17 protein-coding genes and 1 tRNA gene are annotated in these 16622 nt (G+C 55.3%); 11 read left to right on the forward strand and 7 right to left on the reverse strand.

All coding sequences use genetic code 11. The annotated features are described in order from the left end of the window. Positions 1–538: glutathione S-transferase family protein (locus ACW8F6_RS17340; protein ID WP_491577147.1), on the reverse strand; the 538-nt coding region annotated here is incomplete at its 3' end. Between the two features lie 161 nt (positions 539–699). Here ACW8F6_RS17340 and ACW8F6_RS17345 point away from each other — a divergent pair. From ACW8F6_RS17345 to ACW8F6_RS17360, 4 genes are all read left to right on the forward strand, one after another. Beyond that, positions 700–1248, forward strand: a complete 549-nt coding sequence (locus tag ACW8F6_RS17345) for a TetR/AcrR family transcriptional regulator (RefSeq protein WP_491577148.1) — start codon at positions 700–702, stop codon at positions 1246–1248. 149 nt (positions 1249–1397) lie between these two features. Then, positions 1398–1952, forward strand: coding sequence for a pyridoxamine 5'-phosphate oxidase family protein (locus tag ACW8F6_RS17350; RefSeq protein WP_491577149.1), 555 nt, complete (start codon positions 1398–1400; stop codon positions 1950–1952). A gap of 66 nt (positions 1953–2018) precedes the next feature. Next, a complete protein-coding gene (locus tag ACW8F6_RS17355) occupies positions 2019–2363 on the forward strand; it encodes a MerR family transcriptional regulator (RefSeq protein WP_491577150.1) in 345 nt (114 codons plus the stop codon). Between the two features lie 54 nt (positions 2364–2417). Continuing rightward, positions 2418–3281 (forward strand): PhzF family phenazine biosynthesis protein, encoded by an 864-nt coding sequence (locus tag ACW8F6_RS17360; protein WP_491577151.1) that lies wholly within the window; start codon positions 2418–2420, stop codon positions 3279–3281. Positions 3282–3340: 59 nt separating this feature from the next. Here ACW8F6_RS17360 and gcvH read toward each other — a convergent pair whose 3' ends face one another. Continuing rightward, positions 3341–3730: a glycine cleavage system protein GcvH gene (gene gcvH, locus ACW8F6_RS17365; RefSeq protein ID WP_491577152.1), complete on the reverse strand. Its 390-nt coding sequence runs from the start codon at positions 3728–3730 to the stop codon at positions 3341–3343. Positions 3731–3772: 42 nt separating this feature from the next. Next, positions 3773–4858, reverse strand: a complete 1086-nt coding sequence (gcvT, locus tag ACW8F6_RS17370) for a glycine cleavage system aminomethyltransferase GcvT (protein WP_491577153.1) — start codon at positions 4856–4858, stop codon at positions 3773–3775. Between the two features lie 174 nt (positions 4859–5032). Between gcvT and ACW8F6_RS17375 the strand changes: the two genes are divergently transcribed. From ACW8F6_RS17375 to ACW8F6_RS17390, 4 genes are read left to right on the forward strand one after another with little or no spacing between them, the layout of a single operon-like run. Beyond that, positions 5033–7138, forward strand: a complete 2106-nt coding sequence (locus tag ACW8F6_RS17375; protein ID WP_491577154.1) for an AsmA family protein — start codon at positions 5033–5035, stop codon at positions 7136–7138. After that, on the forward strand, positions 7125–8195 hold the full coding sequence (gene mutY / locus ACW8F6_RS17380; protein ID WP_491577155.1) for an A/G-specific adenine glycosylase: 1071 nt from the start codon (positions 7125–7127) through the stop codon (positions 8193–8195). Before ACW8F6_RS17375 ends, mutY begins: the two co-directional genes overlap by 14 nt. Further along, entirely contained in the window at positions 8189–8965 is a 777-nt protein-coding gene (locus ACW8F6_RS17385; protein ID WP_491577156.1) for a substrate-binding periplasmic protein, read from the forward strand. Before mutY ends, ACW8F6_RS17385 begins: the two co-directional genes overlap by 7 nt. Beyond that, positions 8962–9240: an oxidative damage protection protein gene (locus ACW8F6_RS17390; protein ID WP_491577157.1), complete on the forward strand. Its 279-nt coding sequence runs from the start codon at positions 8962–8964 to the stop codon at positions 9238–9240. Before ACW8F6_RS17385 ends, ACW8F6_RS17390 begins: the two co-directional genes overlap by 4 nt. A gap of 3 nt (positions 9241–9243) precedes the next feature. On the opposite strand, the gene ACW8F6_RS17395 is transcribed toward ACW8F6_RS17390, so the two are convergent. Beyond that, positions 9244–9573: a type 1 pili tip component gene (locus tag ACW8F6_RS17395; protein ID WP_491577158.1), complete on the reverse strand. Its 330-nt coding sequence runs from the start codon at positions 9571–9573 to the stop codon at positions 9244–9246. A gap of 155 nt (positions 9574–9728) precedes the next feature. Between ACW8F6_RS17395 and ACW8F6_RS17400 the strand changes: the two genes are divergently transcribed. Then, a tRNA-Phe gene (locus tag ACW8F6_RS17400) sits at positions 9729–9804 on the forward strand. A gap of 584 nt (positions 9805–10388) precedes the next feature. Here ACW8F6_RS17400 and ACW8F6_RS17405 read toward each other — a convergent pair. Both ACW8F6_RS17405 and ACW8F6_RS17410 read right to left on the reverse strand, forming a co-directional pair. Continuing rightward, complete coding sequence (locus ACW8F6_RS17405) at positions 10389–11147, reverse strand: substrate-binding periplasmic protein (RefSeq protein WP_491577159.1); 759 nt, start codon at positions 11145–11147, stop codon at positions 10389–10391. Between the two features lie 912 nt (positions 11148–12059). Beyond that, positions 12060–14036 carry a TonB-dependent receptor gene (locus ACW8F6_RS17410; protein ID WP_491577160.1) on the reverse strand — a complete coding sequence of 659 codons (1977 nt, stop codon included), beginning with the start codon at positions 14034–14036 and terminating at the stop codon, positions 12060–12062. Between the two features lie 170 nt (positions 14037–14206). On the opposite strand from ACW8F6_RS17410, the gene ACW8F6_RS17415 reads away from it, so the two are divergent. Continuing rightward, the gene (locus ACW8F6_RS17415; RefSeq protein ID WP_491577161.1) at positions 14207–14512 is read left to right on the forward strand and encodes a PEP-CTERM sorting domain-containing protein; all 306 of its coding nucleotides are present in this window, start codon (positions 14207–14209) and stop codon (positions 14510–14512) included. A 56-nt stretch (positions 14513–14568) separates the two neighbouring features. After that, complete coding sequence (locus ACW8F6_RS17420; RefSeq protein ID WP_491577162.1) at positions 14569–14994, forward strand: FAD-binding oxidoreductase; 426 nt, start codon at positions 14569–14571, stop codon at positions 14992–14994. Here ACW8F6_RS17420 and ACW8F6_RS17425 read toward each other — a convergent pair. Further along, positions 14991–16475 carry a S10 family peptidase gene (locus ACW8F6_RS17425; RefSeq protein WP_491577163.1) on the reverse strand — a complete coding sequence of 495 codons (1485 nt, stop codon included), beginning with the start codon at positions 16473–16475 and terminating at the stop codon, positions 14991–14993. The genes ACW8F6_RS17420 and ACW8F6_RS17425 overlap by 4 nt on opposite strands. Positions 16476–16622: the final 147 nt, after the last annotated feature.

Raw genomic sequence — 16622 nt, forward strand, 5'->3', positions numbered from 1 at the left:
GCAAACTGGCCACATAACACACTATCGGGGCCGCGATTGCATCGAGCAAAGACGGCTCCAGACCACCAAAATAGCGCTGATCACCCAGCAAGTTAGCCAGCACCTGGGTGGCGGACTGCGCGGCAGGTTGCGCTGCCTTCATTACATCCAAGCGAGGTTTACCGTCTTCGCCTTTGGGGAACACCAGTTCCAATAAGTAGTCTCTTACAATGGCCTTGTCCACATACAAGCTCACCATCTGACAGCGACTGTCGGTTTCCGCCCGAGTCCAGGGGTCGGCTGGGGTTAGCACCGGGCCATCGAAATTGTCGTCTAGATAACGACAAATCGCCGCTGTTTCCACTAGCGCCCGACCTTCGTGCAATAGCACCGGAACCTTTTGGTAGGGATGCCATTGTCCGTGCTGCTCGCCCTTGAAGGTCACCTCTTCTCCGCCCGGAGCAAATCCAATGGCGTAGTCTATGCCCTTTTCCTCACACACCCATTGCACACTGCGAACAAAGTTGGAAAATTGTGGCCCGTAAATATATACGTTCATAAGCGAAGCTCCTTGCATTCGTTTTAATACGCTGTGTCAGCACCAAAGTGACACAAATAGGACGGAACTACCCCGCCGGCTCGCCCTCTCAATTCAGGACTTTGCACAGGCTATCGAGCATGAGAATATGTTCAATAACATATTTAAGAGAATGAAACGCCATGGCCTGGCCCTCCGATCGCAAACAACAAACCCGCGCGCGCATAGTAGGCAGCGCCGCCCAGCTGTTTACCCAGCGGGGCTACGACAAGGTGGGCATTGACGACGTTATGCACCACGCCGGCCTGACCCGCGGCGCCTTTTACGCGCACTTTAAATCCAAGTCTGAGCTCTATGCGGAGTCAATCGGGACGGCGGCACAACTGGCCTATCAGCAATTAACTGCGCAGTTGCCCCGCACGCCCAGTCGACGCCAGCTGGTGGAGGCCTATCTCAGCCCTGAGCACCGGCGCGGAGAAACCGGTCACTGCCCTCTGGCCTTTCTCGCCACCGATATCAGCCAGCGCGAACCCGAAGTTCGCGCCGCTTACACGCAGGTATTTAAGGGCTTTATAGAAGCCGTGGGCGAGGGCGAACGCGCCCGCCAGCAGGCTATTGAGACGGCCGTACTGATGATTGGCGCCATGGCCATTGGCCGAGCGCTAAACGATCAGCCACTGGTGGATGAGCTGTTCAGCGTTTGCCGCGCCCGAGCGGGCGGTCAAGACTGAAGCTAATCCCTACAACCAGTGGGAATAGCCTGCACAAAAAAATGGAATTGTTTTACAACAGCAGGCACCGGCGTTTCGCGTTATCCTGCTTTGCGCAGGCGCAGCGGACACCGCCGGCGCTCCGGACAGCCAAACCTAAGGACAGCACTATGGGCCAGCAGTACGATCACATTTCCGACAAAAACCGCGCGTTTATCGAAGCGCAGCAGCTTTTTTTTGTGGGCACCGCCACCGCTGACAGCCGCGTTAACATTTCCCCCAAAGGCATGGACTCGCTGCGCGTATTGGGCTCCAATCGGGTCATCTGGTTGAATGTCACCGGCAGCGGCAACGAAACTGCGGCGCACCTGGAACACAATAACCGAATGACCATCATGTTTGCTGCCTTCGAAGGCAAGCCCAATATTTTACGCTTGTATGGCCAAGCTCGCGCGGTTCACCAGGGCGATAGCGACTGGCAAGCGCTTTACCCAAAATTTACTCCGCTGGCTGGCGCGCGCCAGATATTCGATATGCAGGTTGACCTGGTGCAAAATTCCTGCGGTATGGCCGTGCCTTTGTTTGACTATGTCGGCGATCGGGATCTGCTGAAAAACTGGGCCGAGCGCAAGGGCGAGCAGGGTATAAGAGAATACTGGGCCGAGAAAAATCAGCGGTCGTTGGATCGGCTCGAAACGCATATCTTGACCAAAAGCAACGTCTAACAGGGTGCGTTATATTTAGCTCGTGCCGATCGATCTCTGACGGCCATCTCCTGGGAGTAGAGCGCGATGAAAATTGGTGATGTCAGCAGGGCCGTCGAAGTCAGTGCCCATACAATTCGCTACTACGAAAAACAAAAACTCTTGCCGCGCCCCACAGTGGACGCCAGCGGCCACCGCGCCTATAGCAAAAACGATGTGGAGCTGCTGAACTGGATTGTATGTTTAAAAAAATCCGGGATGTCGCTGGCCAATATCAGGGCCTATACACGCGCGCACCAACAGCGAGACACAGCCACGCAATGCGCAATGCTAAACCTGCATGCACAGAAGCTGCGCGAGCAACAAGCAGCCATTGGCCACTACCTGGATGTCACCGAGCGCAAATTGCAACGCCTAAAACGCTTGACTTAGAGTATGGTCTAATTAGCTAGTCTGGCAGCTCTACTCGCCTAGCAGGAAATCGCTATGAATGTTTTAGTTGCCCAAATCAATGCCTTTACCGATCGCGGTCGCGGCGGCAATCCCGCCGGCGTAGTGCGCGATGCCGACCACTTGTCGCACGACCAGAAACTCGCCATCGCCCGCGCGGCCAACCTATCCGAAACCGCCTTTGTGTCTCGCTCAGAGGTGGCAGATCTCAAGCTGGAATTTTTTACGCCAACCCGGCAAATTGCCCATTGTGGCCACGCCACCATTGCCACCTTCAGCTATTTGGCCCAACAAGGCTACTTGAGTGAGGGCGAATACTCTAAGGAAACCATCGACGGAACCCGGCGAATTTGGCTGCGCGACGACAAGGCCTTTATGGAGCAGAAGGCACCCACCTTTACACCCTTGGACAACTTGCAGCAGGCCGTTTTGGACTCGCTCAACCTGGAAGCCGGGCAATTGTTGGCACCGCCCATGCGCGTGGACACAGGCAATGGATTTCTGGTGCTGGGCCTGCATAACCATCGACAGCTGGCGGCCCTGCAACCCAAGCTCCCGGCCATTGAAGCCCTATCGGAAGCGCTGGACCTGGTGGGTTACTACATCTTTACCACCGACACGGTACAGGCCGGTCGCCAGGCCAGTACACGCATGTTTGCACCGCGCTTTGGCATCGCCGAGGAAGCCGCCACGGGCATGGCCGCCGGCCCCCTCGCCTGCTACCTGGCTCGCGCGATGGGTTATACACAATCGGAGTTTTTCATTGAGCAGGGGCACTTTATGGCGCCCGCCTCACCCAGCGTTATCCAAGTGCAATTAACGCGGACAGCCGGCGACATCCACTCGCTGGTGGCGGGCGGCAGTGCGCACTTTGTACAAGAGATTGCGCTAGATCTTTAAACCACCGTTGGCAACCCATAAAAAAGCCCGCCAAAGCGGGCTTTTTTATGGGTAAAAGCTTACTCGTCTTCGCAGGCTGCGGCGTAGCCATCGGCATCCAAGGCGTCGTCCAGTTCGGACAAATCGCTGGGCTTCACCTTAAAAAACCAGCCGTCGTCGTAGGGCGAGCTGTTGACGGTTTCGGGCGCATCTTCCAGGGCCTCGTTGACGGCGATCACTTCACCAGTAATGGGCGAATAGATGTCTGAGGCGGCCTTGACCGACTCAACAACTCCGGCCTCTTCACCCGCGTTAACGGTGGAACCCACTTCGGGGGTTTCCACATACACCACGTCGCCCAGCGCTTCTTGCGCGTGGTCGGAAATGCCCACGGTCACGGTGCCGTCATCTTCGATGCGCGCCCACTCGTGGCTGGCCATGTATTTCAGTTCTTTGCGAATCTCGCTCATGGGAAGTTCCTCGTCGCGGCGCGCCGCTCAGTTTTCAATCAATTAGAATATTTTTTTGCCGTTGCGGACAAAGCTGGGCTTAACCACTTTTACGGGCACTTGTTTGTTGCGCATTTCTACCAGACATGTGTCGCCAACTTCAACCGGTACGCGCGCCAGGGCGATAGAATACCCCAAGGTGGGCGAAAAAGTACCGCTGGTCACTTCACCGGTGTCGACGGCGCCTTCAACAATGACCTTCTGGTGACCGCGCAGTACGCCCTTGTCTTCCAGTATCAGACCCACCAATTTGCGCTTGAGACCCGCAGCTTTCTGCGCAACAAGTGCCGCGCGGCCAATAAAGTCGCGCTCGGCCGGTTCCCAGGCAACGGTCCAGGCCATGTTGGCCTCCAGTGGCGAAATGCTTTCGTCCATATCGGAGCCGTACAAATTCATGCCGGCCTCCAGGCGTAGGGTGTCGCGCGCACCCAGACCGCAGGGCTGTACGCCTGCATCGGCCAAGGCCTGCCAGAAACCGACCACTTCCGACTCGGGCACCATGACCTCTAGGCCGTCCTCACCGGTGTAGCCGGTGCGGGCGATGAACCAGTCGCCGTGGGCCGCGCCTTGAAATACTTTTAGCCCGCCGATCAGCTCGGCGGTTTGGGGCAGTACTTGCTGCGTCTTGGCGATGGCGTTAGGGCCCTGCACAGCGACCATGGCCAGCTGCGGCTGCTCGCTGATAGTGACCGCAAAGTCTGCAGCCACCTTGGCCATCCACGCCAAATCTTTCTCGCGCGTGGCGCAGTTAACCACGGTGCGGTACCAGTCGCCCATGTAGTAGACGATCAGGTCGTCAATTACGCCGCCCTGCTCGTTGAGCATACCGGTGTACAGCGCCTTGCCCGGCGCCGATTCGATCTTGGCCACGTCGTTGGCCAACAACTTTTGCAGAAAAGCCTTGGCCTCGGGACCGGTGACGTCCACGATGGTCATGTGGGAAACGTCGAACATGCCGGCATCGGTGCGCACCTTGTGGTGCTCTTCAACCTGCGAGCCGTAGTTGACAGGCATATCCCAGCCGCCAAAATCCACCACGCGGCCGCCCATGGCCTTGTGCGCTTCGTACAGAGGGGTTTTGTTTCCCATAGTGATCACCTGTTTCCTATAGTGGAAAAGCGCGCATTCTAGCGGCATTGCCGCCGTGAGAAAACAATTTAGGCAAAAAAATCCAGCGCTGCACAAGATTCGGCGCCGCAACACTATCTATGCTGAGGCAGTGCGTTACACTGCGCCCAAATGACCCATCTCCAGGAGGTTAACGTGGTACGGATTCTGAAGATTTTCGCAATACTTGTGATATTGCTAGTGGCTGCACTCGTCGCCCTGATACTGACCTTTGACCCCAATAAATATAAACCTGAAATCATCGACGCCGCTGCCCGCCACAACATTGCCCTGCGCATGGATGGCGATTTGGGCTGGCAGCTTTGGCCCCGCGTTGCCATCAAAGCCAACGACGTCTCGGTGGCCGACCCTGCCCGGCCCGACGAGGTCATCGCGAGCATTCGGCATTTTGCCGTGTCGGTACAGCTGACGCCCCTGTTCAAGCAGCAGATTAAGATCGATGGCATTACCCTCTCCGGCGCCAACATTCATTTAACAGTGGATAAGAACGGCCGCGGCAATTGGAGTACCTTGGGCCAAACCGCCAGCCTGCAGCAGACGCCCACACTGCGCTATGCCAATGCCACCCACGCTGATCGAGTCCAACTAAAAAGCGTGCAAGACCAGACGCCCTTTGATTTCGAACAAAATCTGCGCCTCGACCGGCTGACACTTAACGACAGCGAGCTGCGCTTTCAGAATGCCGACGGGCTCAAGCTCTTGCTTTCCGACCTTTCAGCCGAACTCACCCAGTTGAAACTCGACGGCCAGGCCTTTCCCGTACAACTCAGTACCGATTTCAAACTCGAGCGCCCGGAAGCCTCCACCCTCATGGGCAATACGCGCGCCGAATTGGCGCTAAAGGTGCCCGCTAAGCTGGACCAAATCATTGTTGAGAAGCTCAAGGCGCCCACGGTGCTCAAACAGGGGGCCACCGAGGCCAAGGTCGAGCTCACCGCCAACGCTACCCTGCTACTTGGCCACGCGACTGGCGCGGGCCTGAGCTATTCCGGCGATCTATCTGTGGCACCCACCAATGTGCAAAAGCTGATGCTTGCCATGGGCACGCCCTTGCCACCTATGGCAAGCCCTGAAGCGCTGCATCAGGTGGCACTTAGCTCGCCCTTTGCCGGCACTGATCAACAGATTAGCCTGACGCCCCTGACGCTGACCCTGGACCAGAGCACCATCACCGGTAGCGCCGGCATCACCGATTTCAGCACCCTGGCCATTACCGTTGACATTCAGGGCGACACCATCAACCTGGATCACTACCTGCCGCCGCCCGAACCCGCGCCCGCCAAAGGTGCAAGCGCAGGTAAAAAAGCCGCTGCCAAGCCGGCAGCCGCTGCCGATGCGCTGCCACTGGAGGCCCTGCGCAGCCTAAACCTGGACCTACTGGCCGGATTCGATAGCCTGCTGGTCAAGGGCCTGGATTTTAAACAGGTAAAAACCAAAGTCACCGCCAAGGGCGGGCTGATCACGCTTAATGCCTTTGATGCCACCCTGCACGATGGCCCCCTGAACGCCAGCGGGGTATTTGACGCCCGCAAGTCCACGGCCACGCTCAATTTCAAAGCCACCGGCGAGCGCATGCCGCTGCAAGCGCTATTGAAAGACTTTGACGCGCCCGCGCTGGTATCGGGCAATGGTGCGGTAGTGGCTACCGGCAGTGCCAAAGGCGCCACCAGTACCGCCCTGGCAGACAGCATACAGGCGGACATTTCACTCACCAGCCAGCAGATGTTGCTGCACAATATGAACCTGGAAAAGAGCCTGTGTGAATTGGCTATGTTGGCGCAAAAACAGGAGATGCCCGCGGTAAACTGGGCCGATGCCACCAAGCTGCAAACCCTGACCTCTAAGATTCACTACGGCAACAGCAAACTCACCATAGAGAATATAAAAGGCGGCGTAGAGTCTATGGCCATGGCCGGCCTGGGCATGGTGGATTTGAGCCAGGGCGCGCTGGATTTCAAATTTAATCTGCGCATCGATGAAGCCGCAAACAAACTGCTGAACTGCCCAATTTCCAATAAAAAGCTGTTGAACCGCGACATTCCCGTGCGCTGTAAAGACAGCTTCGCCAAACTCAATGCCCGCTCCTGCGCGCCCGATCTGGCCATGTTGGAAGACCTGTACCGCGACGAGGTAAAAAGCAAAATTAACAAAGAGCTCGATAAGCACCTGGAGAAGAATCCGGAGGCCAAGGAGCTGCTAAAAGGTTTGTTTGGTAGCAAGAAAAAGAATGACAAAAACTGAAACAACACTGTTTGCCAGCACCGTGCTGGCCTGGTTTGATCAGCACGGTCGCAAGCATTTGCCCTGGCAGCAGCAGATCAATGCCTACCGCGTGTGGGTGTCGGAAATAATGCTGCAACAAACGCAAGTGAGCACCGTCATCCCTTACTTCGAGCGCTTTATGGCGCGCTTCCCCTCAGTGGCGGCGCTGGCCAGCGCGCCGGTAGACGACGTATTACACCTGTGGACGGGCCTCGGCTACTACGCCCGCGCGCGCAATCTGCACAAAGCCGCGCAACAAGTTGTCAGCGAGTTCAGCGGCGAATTTCCCAACACCGTTGAGGCGCTGACACAGCTGTCGGGCGTTGGCCGCTCCACTGCCGGCGCCATTAGCTCGATCGCCTTTGGCAAGCGCGCCGCTATTTTGGACGGCAACGTAAAGCGGGTTTTAGCGCGCTACCACGGCGTTGACGGTTGGCCCGGCCAAACAGCCACCGCCAACAAACTTTGGGCCCTGGCCGAAGCCGCCACACCCCACCACCGCAACGGCGATTACACCCAGGCGATGATGGATCTAGGCGCCACCCTGTGCACCCGCGCCAAACCCGCCTGCGACCGCTGCCCACTGCTGGGTGGCTGCGTCGCCCACGGTCTGGGGCGCGTGGCCGATTTTCCGGGTAAAAAACCCCGTAAAGTCCTGCCGGAAAAACACGTGCAACTGCTGATGCTGCGCAATGCCAAGGGCGAAATATTGCTGGAGCAGCGACCGCCCACGGGCATTTGGGGCGGCCTGTGGAGTTTCCCGGAGTTGCCGGTCGAACAGTCGGCCAAACACCATACCCGGCAGCATTTTGGTACGCCCGGTGCGCTCGACGCGCTACCCGGCTGGCGCCACACCTTTAGCCACTACCACCTGCACATCAATCCAGTATTAATTCAATTAGACCATAGCCTCCCACAGGTGGCCGACAATCCCGCCGCCCGCTGGGTTCGGCCCGAAGCGCCGGGCAAGCTCGGCTTAGCGGCCCCGGTCACGCGGCTTTTGGCCCATCTGGTGGAGCGCGAACCGCTATGCTAGTTCGGCTGAGTTACCTGTTTAGCCTGCTACTGAGCCTGGCGGCACAGGCGCAAGCACCGGCCACACCCGAAGTGCATTTCAGTGCCATGGAGGTACCGGTGTATATGGAAGCCGATGGTTCAGGCTCCCTCTACGCCCTGCATCAAGCACTGCTGGCGAAACTGCCCATACGCCATCGCACCACCATTTCGCCGCCGGTACGAGCAGATCACATCTTTAACGCCGGCCAAGCCGACGCACTGGTGCCCGATTTCTGCAATGTACAACTGCCACGCCACTATGTGCGCTCCGTTCCCTTTGCCCGCGTGGTGCGGCACATATTTACCCCGCCCGGTCAGGCGCTTATCCCAACTTACGATCAGCTCAAGGGCAAGCGGGTGGGCCTGGTGCGCGGCTATGCGTATGCCCTGCAGGGGCCAGCCGGAGAAGGGATTACGCTGGAGTTTGTCGCCAGCCAACGCCAGGCGCTGCGCATGTTAATTAACCACCGGCTGGACGCCATCATTGCCGACGCCTTTGAGCTGCAGGTGATAGCCCAGGCCGACCAGCTGCCCATGCCCGGTTACGACGCCTCGGCCCCAGTGCTCGATCGGTCGCTATGCTATGCCTTCGCCGATAACGATCTGGGCCGACAACTGGCGCAAGAGATTAGCGCCGCTATTTTGCAGATGCGCAACAGCGGCGAGCTCGATCAATTTTTAGGCCCCGCCGGCCTGCCCAACCCGCTGCCGCGTGTGGCGATAGATTCACAGACAGAGGACCCACAATGACCCGCACCGTTATCTGCCGGAAGTACAAAAAAGCGCTCCCTGGCCTAGACCAACCGCCCTTTCCGGGCGCCAAAGGCCAAGCACTTTACGCCGATGTCTCCAAACAAGCCTGGCAGGAATGGCTGGCACACCAAACCATGCTGATCAACGAAAAACACCTGAATTTGATGGATATGACAGCCCGCACCTACTTGGGCGAGCAGATGGAGAAATTTCTATCGGGCGAAAACTACGATGCCGCCGAAGGTTATGTGCCCCCCAGCGACAAAGACTGAGCCTTAGCCGGCCTTACTCAGCTTTTCCGCAAAACTGGCGCGCAGCCGCAGATACTCTGGCGTCAAACCCACATCTTCAAACATTGGGTCGCCCAGCTCGTCGTGGGCAACCACCTTCGGCCCCTGCACGTAGGGCATGGTGGACTCGATCTCCTCCAGCGCTGCATGCAGCAACTGATTGATCAGCGTTTGCTTGTCCACCGCCGGGTACAAAGCCGCCAACGCCTCTAATCGCGCCGCGTCTTTAACCGGTAGCTTTAAGGTGTAGTCCACATCGCCTTTCCAGCGCTCGGTGGTGTTTTCCCATTCGGTTAACAGCTCTCTAACCTTCATACTAAGCTCCAACTGACTGAACTTTGAACAACCTCTATTATAGGACGAGCCAGCCCCCCGACCCCCTGAATCACAAACGCAAAAAAAGCCCTGCACTGCCCTTGACTCCACCCCGCTCAGCGGGTTTAATACGCGCCTCCTGCGAAAGCGGGGTTGCCCAGATAGCTCAGTCGGTAGAGCAGCGGATTGAAAATCCGCGTGTCGGTGGTTCGATTCCGCCTCTGGGCACCATACACAAAAGCCTCGTCTTCGGACGGGGCTTTTTTGTATGGCGGCCATAGGCCGGATGAGAACCACCGCCTGGTTCGACAAAATGCGGTCAGCATTTTAAACAAGCGAAGCGCAGCCCGAAGGGTTGTAATAGCCCCTAGGCTATTACAATTATTGATTCGTCACCTCCCTGTGACTCACCCCTTCGGGGCAGCTAACGCTGTCCAAATTTGTTCCTACAAATTTGTCCGCCTCGCACCCAACTTCCCGCCAAGATAAATCACACTAAAACCACAGCTTGGTTCGACAAAATGCGGCCAGCATTTAGATACGGGCGTAGCGATTAATCGGCAGGACAGCCGATTAACAAAGCGCGGCTTCTCAGCGAGCCAACGACAAGGACGACGTGAGTGAACCCCACAGGGGATGAATTGCCCCCAGGCTATTACAATTATTGATTCGTCACCTCCCTGTGACTCACCCCTTCGGTGCAGCTAACACTGTCCAAATTTGTTCCCACAAATTTGTCCGCCTCGCACCCAACTTGCCGACAACACGAATTACACTAGAACCACCGCTTGATTCGACTAAATGCAGCCATTGGCTCAATAGGGGTAGTCAATGTGATAGCGCCGATAAAGTTTTTCCAATTCGCCATTGGTTTTGATGATAGCGAACCCGCGCTGAAAGGCTGCGCGCAACCTTTTGCCCTTGGTATTTTTCGTAAACCCCATATACAAGATACTCACCATACCGCTGCGATGCGCGGCCACCAAACCGTGGGTATCCAGGTCGCCTAGCACGTGTGCCGCAACATGCCGGTTCACCAAGGCAATATCCACCCGGCCCGACAGCAGTAGATCAATAAGTCGGCGCTCGCCGTCGCTGCTGCTGAGTTTCACCTGATTGGGGTGACTCTCTATGGCCTTGGCCCAGATTTCAGAATCGGTATAGGTGTATTCAGAAATTATACCAATCTGATAGTCCCGTAGGTTTATATCGGCATCGAGGGGAATATTGGCATCCTTGAGAGCTAAAAACAGCGTTTCGTCCCTGACCGTAAATTGATCATCAAGATACAATTTTTTAGCCATACTGGTATCTGCACCTAACAGGACATCCATTTTACCAACGGCCACGTTGCGCAGCGCCCGGCGCCAACCTGTTACCTGGTACTGACTTTTTATGCCCACGGCGGCAAAGGACTGAATAGCCGCCTCTACCATAAAGCCCGGCTTGTCGAGATGCGGCTGACAAGTAAAGGGGCACCAATCATCCGCCACCAGCTGAATTGGTGCCTGTGCCCATGACCCACTGGACGAAAGTAACGCCATTAAACCGATAAGTACGTATACGGCTCGCACAATGTCCCACCCCGCCTTCCGAAGCCCGATTACCTTAAATGTAGCTGACAGATGAGCAACAGCTAGCGCCTGGGACAGGTAGAATCATAGCAATAGCGGTTTATACGACTCTCGCTAAACCTGCGGCACATCTGAATCGCCATCAAATAGGCTTTACCCTTGCTAGAATATTTACCCTGGCAAGTCCAAAACTGGCCTGGCAAAAATCACTCGAATGTTCGACATTTGGCTTCGAATCCGTCTTTGGATGACGACTAAGTATGTTAATCGCCCAAAGCATCGCAACGAAAAGTAGGCACGCAAATGTACCTGTCCTTGCAATCTAATGCACAGCAATAGCGCCACTCGAGTTCGATAAGCTAAGCCCCTAAACGCCTCATCCTGCATTAACTTTTTAAGGCAAAAATAACTTAGCTACATTCTATTGATTAGTTAGCAGAAAATGACGATTCATTGCTAACTAAACCACTTTTTCCTGCTTACCAATCGACGTCAAGTCAAAGCTAATTCGCCAACATCCAGGTCTCTATCGAATATACGGATTTCCACAAAGGTATAGCGCCCCACGAAGGGGCATTCACTCTTAATTTTGAAGGATTAGAATTATGAAATACTTAAAGACAGGATTGTTCGCCAACCTTATCGCCTTTTCAGCACTCGCGTCTGTAGCAGTTTACGTAGGGGACTGCACACTGCCTTGGTGGGAAGAGCAGTGCGACGTTAAATAATCAACCAATGTGCGCGCTCGCTTTTGGCGAGCGCGCCTTAAGCCGAGACAATCTGTCAATGGGTTTTAATTTAACGTCCAGGCTGCATCTCTAATAAAATTTATTACTGATCACTAATACTTTTGTAAAGAATAACCTTTAAGAAATATATCTCCGCATTTCGAACAGCTTTCCTTTCAAACAATCACCATCGATAATTTATTGACACAGACATATTGCGTGGAGCCGCTACAAAATATCGGTTTGCACCCATAAAATCCACGGAGGCATTACCGTAATAGAGTTTGTTAGTGACGTTGTTTAAATGCGCAACAACACTAAAACCACCTTTTTCATAACCAAACTTTAAACTGCCAATTAAGTAGCCCGGTAAAGTGTTTTCATTAGAAAAATCGATATAGGCGGTGCTTTGGTAGCGCATTTCGACGTAGCCAAACCATTGGCCATAGTCGTAGCGCAGGCTGGGCTGCAACATCCAACGGGGCAAATAAAGATGTGAAAATACTTCGCCCTGTTCGCGAATTTCTCCCTCGCTCAGCGAAGCAGACATTACCAAGTGCCAATTGGAATACTCTAATTCGCCCTCAAATTCCAAGCCTCGGCGCAAACTCGAGTTTACACCCTGTGTCAGCGGTAAACCGTTGGGGCCCAACTGGCCGGCCAGCGCAAGCTCATCGTCGAAACGCATATAAAAACCGTTGATACTGGCACTGGCCTGTGCAGATATGTAGCGTATACCCAACTCGTAATCTGCAACATATTCGGGATCTAGCGCAAAGAGTGCAGGGCCGCCACCCGGCGCCGGCACCAAATCATCGGCACCACCAAACATGTCGTTGCGGGTGGGCTCGCGGCCGGATTTACCGGCACTCGCGTAGAGCGATACCGCAGGGCTCAATCGATAAGTCACGCCGATAAATGGATTGATAAAACGCCAGGTTTGATCATCCATGGCAGTACTACCCCGGTAACGAAAAGTGGTTGTTCGATGTTGTAATGCCGCCTCAAGACCAATGGGATGCCACTCCACCCGATGTTTTATGTACACACTTGCGCTGTCTTTATAGCCGGTATTCCTGTAGAGCTCGCCGGCCTGCCTTTCCGAGCCCAGGTGTTCGCGCTGGTAGTCATTAATATGCAAGCCCAAAAGCGTCTCGCCTAAGGACGATGTCATTGCTAGATTGCTAAAGCCGCCGTAAAAAGCGGAATCAAAGTGGTAGTTGTACATCTCCGATGTCACTGGCAAACCGAGAAAGTTGTTCAAATCAAAGTCGTAATTGCCGTTGAGCCAATTGGCGTAAACCGCGCTGCTAATTGACATCCACTCGCTCACCCAATGCTCGTTATTTAGCATCACAAGCTGCTGGCGAAACTCATCGTTTTCCTGAGAATTGGCATTCGTGCGGCGATCAAGGCTGATTTGCGCTTCAGTGGCGCCCAACCAGGCCATTTGATTGCGCTGTTCGCCGCTAAAGCCCGTGAGCATCCATAAATTTGCACCCTGATCCCAGCTCAGACTGCCAAATGCACTTTGCGAATCGTTCGCCGAACGGTGCTTGTAACCATCGGAAGATTGGCGCTGAAGGTTAAATCGGGCGGCCATGCCTTGGTGCTGACCCGAATTAATATCAAGCTGAGCTTGTTGAGTAGCAAAACTTGCAAGATTGACCGTCACCTCGGCACTCGCTTGGGTAGCGGGGCGCTTCGAGGCAAATTGAACGCTGCCGGCGTAACTCGCAGTGCCGTGCTGGGCAATGCCAGTGCCGCGCTGAATCTGCACGTCGGCGATGTTCGCCAGAAACCCCGAATAGTTGGAAAAGTACACTCCCTGATCTTCGGGCTCATTGAGCGGCACGCCGTTAAGGGTCATGTTAATGCGCGTTTGGTCCATACCGCGCAGGCGCTTATAGGCGTACCCCTGATAACTGCCCGCATCCGAGTAGCTGCCAATGGAGGGCGTTGTCTGCAACAGAAATGCCGGTTCCTGGCCCTGCAGTTGATTGGCGATTTCATCCATGGCGATGTTGCTAAAGCTTACCGCCGAATCGGGGGCGGCTTTGCGAGTGGCGGAAACTTCTATCACCTCTAGCATGCCCTCATTCGATGCCGATGCCGGCATCAGCGCCATCCCCGACACCAAAGGCACTGTTAACCGCGCCACCCACCTGCAGCCAGTCCAAACTTTCACGCGCACCCACTCCCCGCCATTTAAGTGAGGGGGGATTCTACCTCCAGTAGGCGCCGCAACTACCTTTGATTCCGTCAAAATGCTAACCTTGCGCGACCATCCATACTTTAGTGCCAATTAGAATGCTTAAACCGCTGATTCTTTTGACATTCTTGTCTCCACTAGCTCTTGCCGACATCATCGTTGAGCCAGAGGCGGTGGGTGGGCAAGCAGTCATCGCACAGCCGGAACCGGACTTCAATTGGCTAACTTTGCTCGAAAAGGCCCGCCAGCCCAGTGCCGACCTGCCCACCGGTGGCGGCCCCAATTGGTTTGTGCCGGCTAATATTCCTGCACCGTCAACCAACACGCGGGACGCGCTCGTCTTGCCGGAGCCCAGCACACTGTTACTGTTTGGCGCCGGCCTTTTACTGTGGTTAATGGCAACCAGGCTCAAGCGCAAAGATTAACCGCCCGGTTTGTGCAATTTGCTAGTATGGCAAGCCCAGCTTGCGGGTGAGACCAAATGCGTGCGTTATTTTTTGGATTGATAGGTGCTTGGTTGTCGATGCTGTCTTGGCTGCCACTGCACGCAAGCGCAGAGACCCTCGGCCCTAATCCATTCAGCTCCGATGGCTGCAGCCGTTTTCCCGACGGCACCCACACGCAACCCAGCCTTTGGCTCGATTGCTGTCGCACTCACGACGCCGCCTATTGGGCGGGCGGTACCGCCCAGCAGCGCGCCATGGCGGACGCAGCCCTTCAGCAGTGCGTGAACGACAAGCAACAGCCATCCATAAGCGCCATTATGCTCATGGGCGTGCGGTTGGGCGGCTCGCCATTTATCCCCACGCCCTTTCGCTGGGGCTATGGCTGGCCGCTAGGGCGCGGCTACAGCGCGCTGGCCGGCAGACATACCGCTGCCGGGTTATTTATCGTCGACGCCTGTTAACGAATAAATGTTGCCAGATCGGCCTTTAGCTTTTTCAGATCGTGCTTGCGGATATACATCATGTGGCCCGACTCGTAGTAGGTCATGGTGACATTGTCCTTGAGCTCGGCGGGCAACCCCATGTGCGAAAAATTAAATTCGGTGGCGAAAAAAGGCGTGGCTAAATCGTAGTAGCCATTAGCAACAAATACGCGCATATCCGGGTTGCGCAACATGGCGTGGCGCAATTTACGGCTCATGTCGAACATGTCGTCGGCAAAGTCATTAAAATTCCAGTCTTTTACGCCGCCACCCAGAATGTGATAAGTCAGATCGCTCTCAAATTTTAAATCGCTTTTCAGATAGTCCATGACGGCCGCGGTGTAAGGCCCGTGAATTGCCATGTAAGAAGGGTCGCGGTAACCCGGTTGATCTAGCGCATCCAACTCTTGGGTCACAAAGCGGCTGTCGAGGCGGCCCACTGTTTTTCCCTCCGCACGCAAAAGGGTGTGCAGAAATTCCTTCAGGCTGATACGCAGATTTTGTTCGAGCACAAACGCCTCGGGCAAACCCGTCAGCGCCGCCAGTTGCTTGGCCGCTTTGATACGCGCGGCCTCCGTGGCCCAATCGCCTTGCAGCAACACATCGGCGTATTCACCCAACGCGAATTCACGCGCGCGCTTGAGTGTTTGTTGCAAGTCGGCCTGCAAGGCAGGTGACAGTTTATTGTGGTACCAGGCGGTGGCCGTGTAGGCAGGTAGCAAGGTGAGTGGCGACATGATTTGCGTCGGGTCGTTCGGGTCGTTTTCAATGGCAAAATTTAACACGCTGGAAATCAGCATGACACCGTTGAAGTAAACGCCCATTTTTTCGCTCATGTGGTGCGCAATACCCGCCGAGCGCAGGGTGCCATAGCTTTCGCCAATCAAGTATTTTGGCGACCCCCAACGTTGGTTGCGAGTCATGTACAGGCGAATAAACTCCGACACACTGCGCACGTCCTCCCACACACCGTGGAAATCTTCGGCCTTGCCTTTGCCGCCCACGCGCGAATAGCCTGTGCCCACGGGATCGATAAATACCAAGTCCGTTTTATCGAGAATTGAGTACTCGTTATCGACCACTGTGTAAGGCGGCGGTGTGGGGAAACCTTCTTCGTCAAACACTACGCGCTTGGGGCCCAGGGTACCCATGTGCAACCAGACAGAGGCCGAGCCAGGTCCGCCGTTATAGGCGAAGGTCACAGGCCTGTTGTGGGGCTTTTCGCCTTTTTTGACGTAAGCGGTGTAATAGATAGAGCCAATTTTCTCGTGCTCGTCGTTATAGACAAACGACACCCCCGCCGTGGCAGTGTAGGCAAGGGTTTTACCGCCTATGGTCACCTTGTGCTCGGTGACTTTCTGAATTTCTTCCGGGTATAGATCTTTGGGCGCCTTTTCCTCTTCTGCCAAGGTGACGGGAGCAATCAGTAGGCAAAGCAGTGCAATCAAATGCCAGCGCATGGCGATTTCCTTTAATGTTCAATGGATTAATTGGGCGGGACAGCAAGCCGCCTGACGTGCCCAATGCTCTAGCCGCCACGGCAACGCAGCAAAATGGCTATAGAGTTATAGACGACTCAGTGCGGCAGCACTTCAAGGTTTTACGCG

Source organism: Simiduia sp. (genome assembly GCF_058345725.1).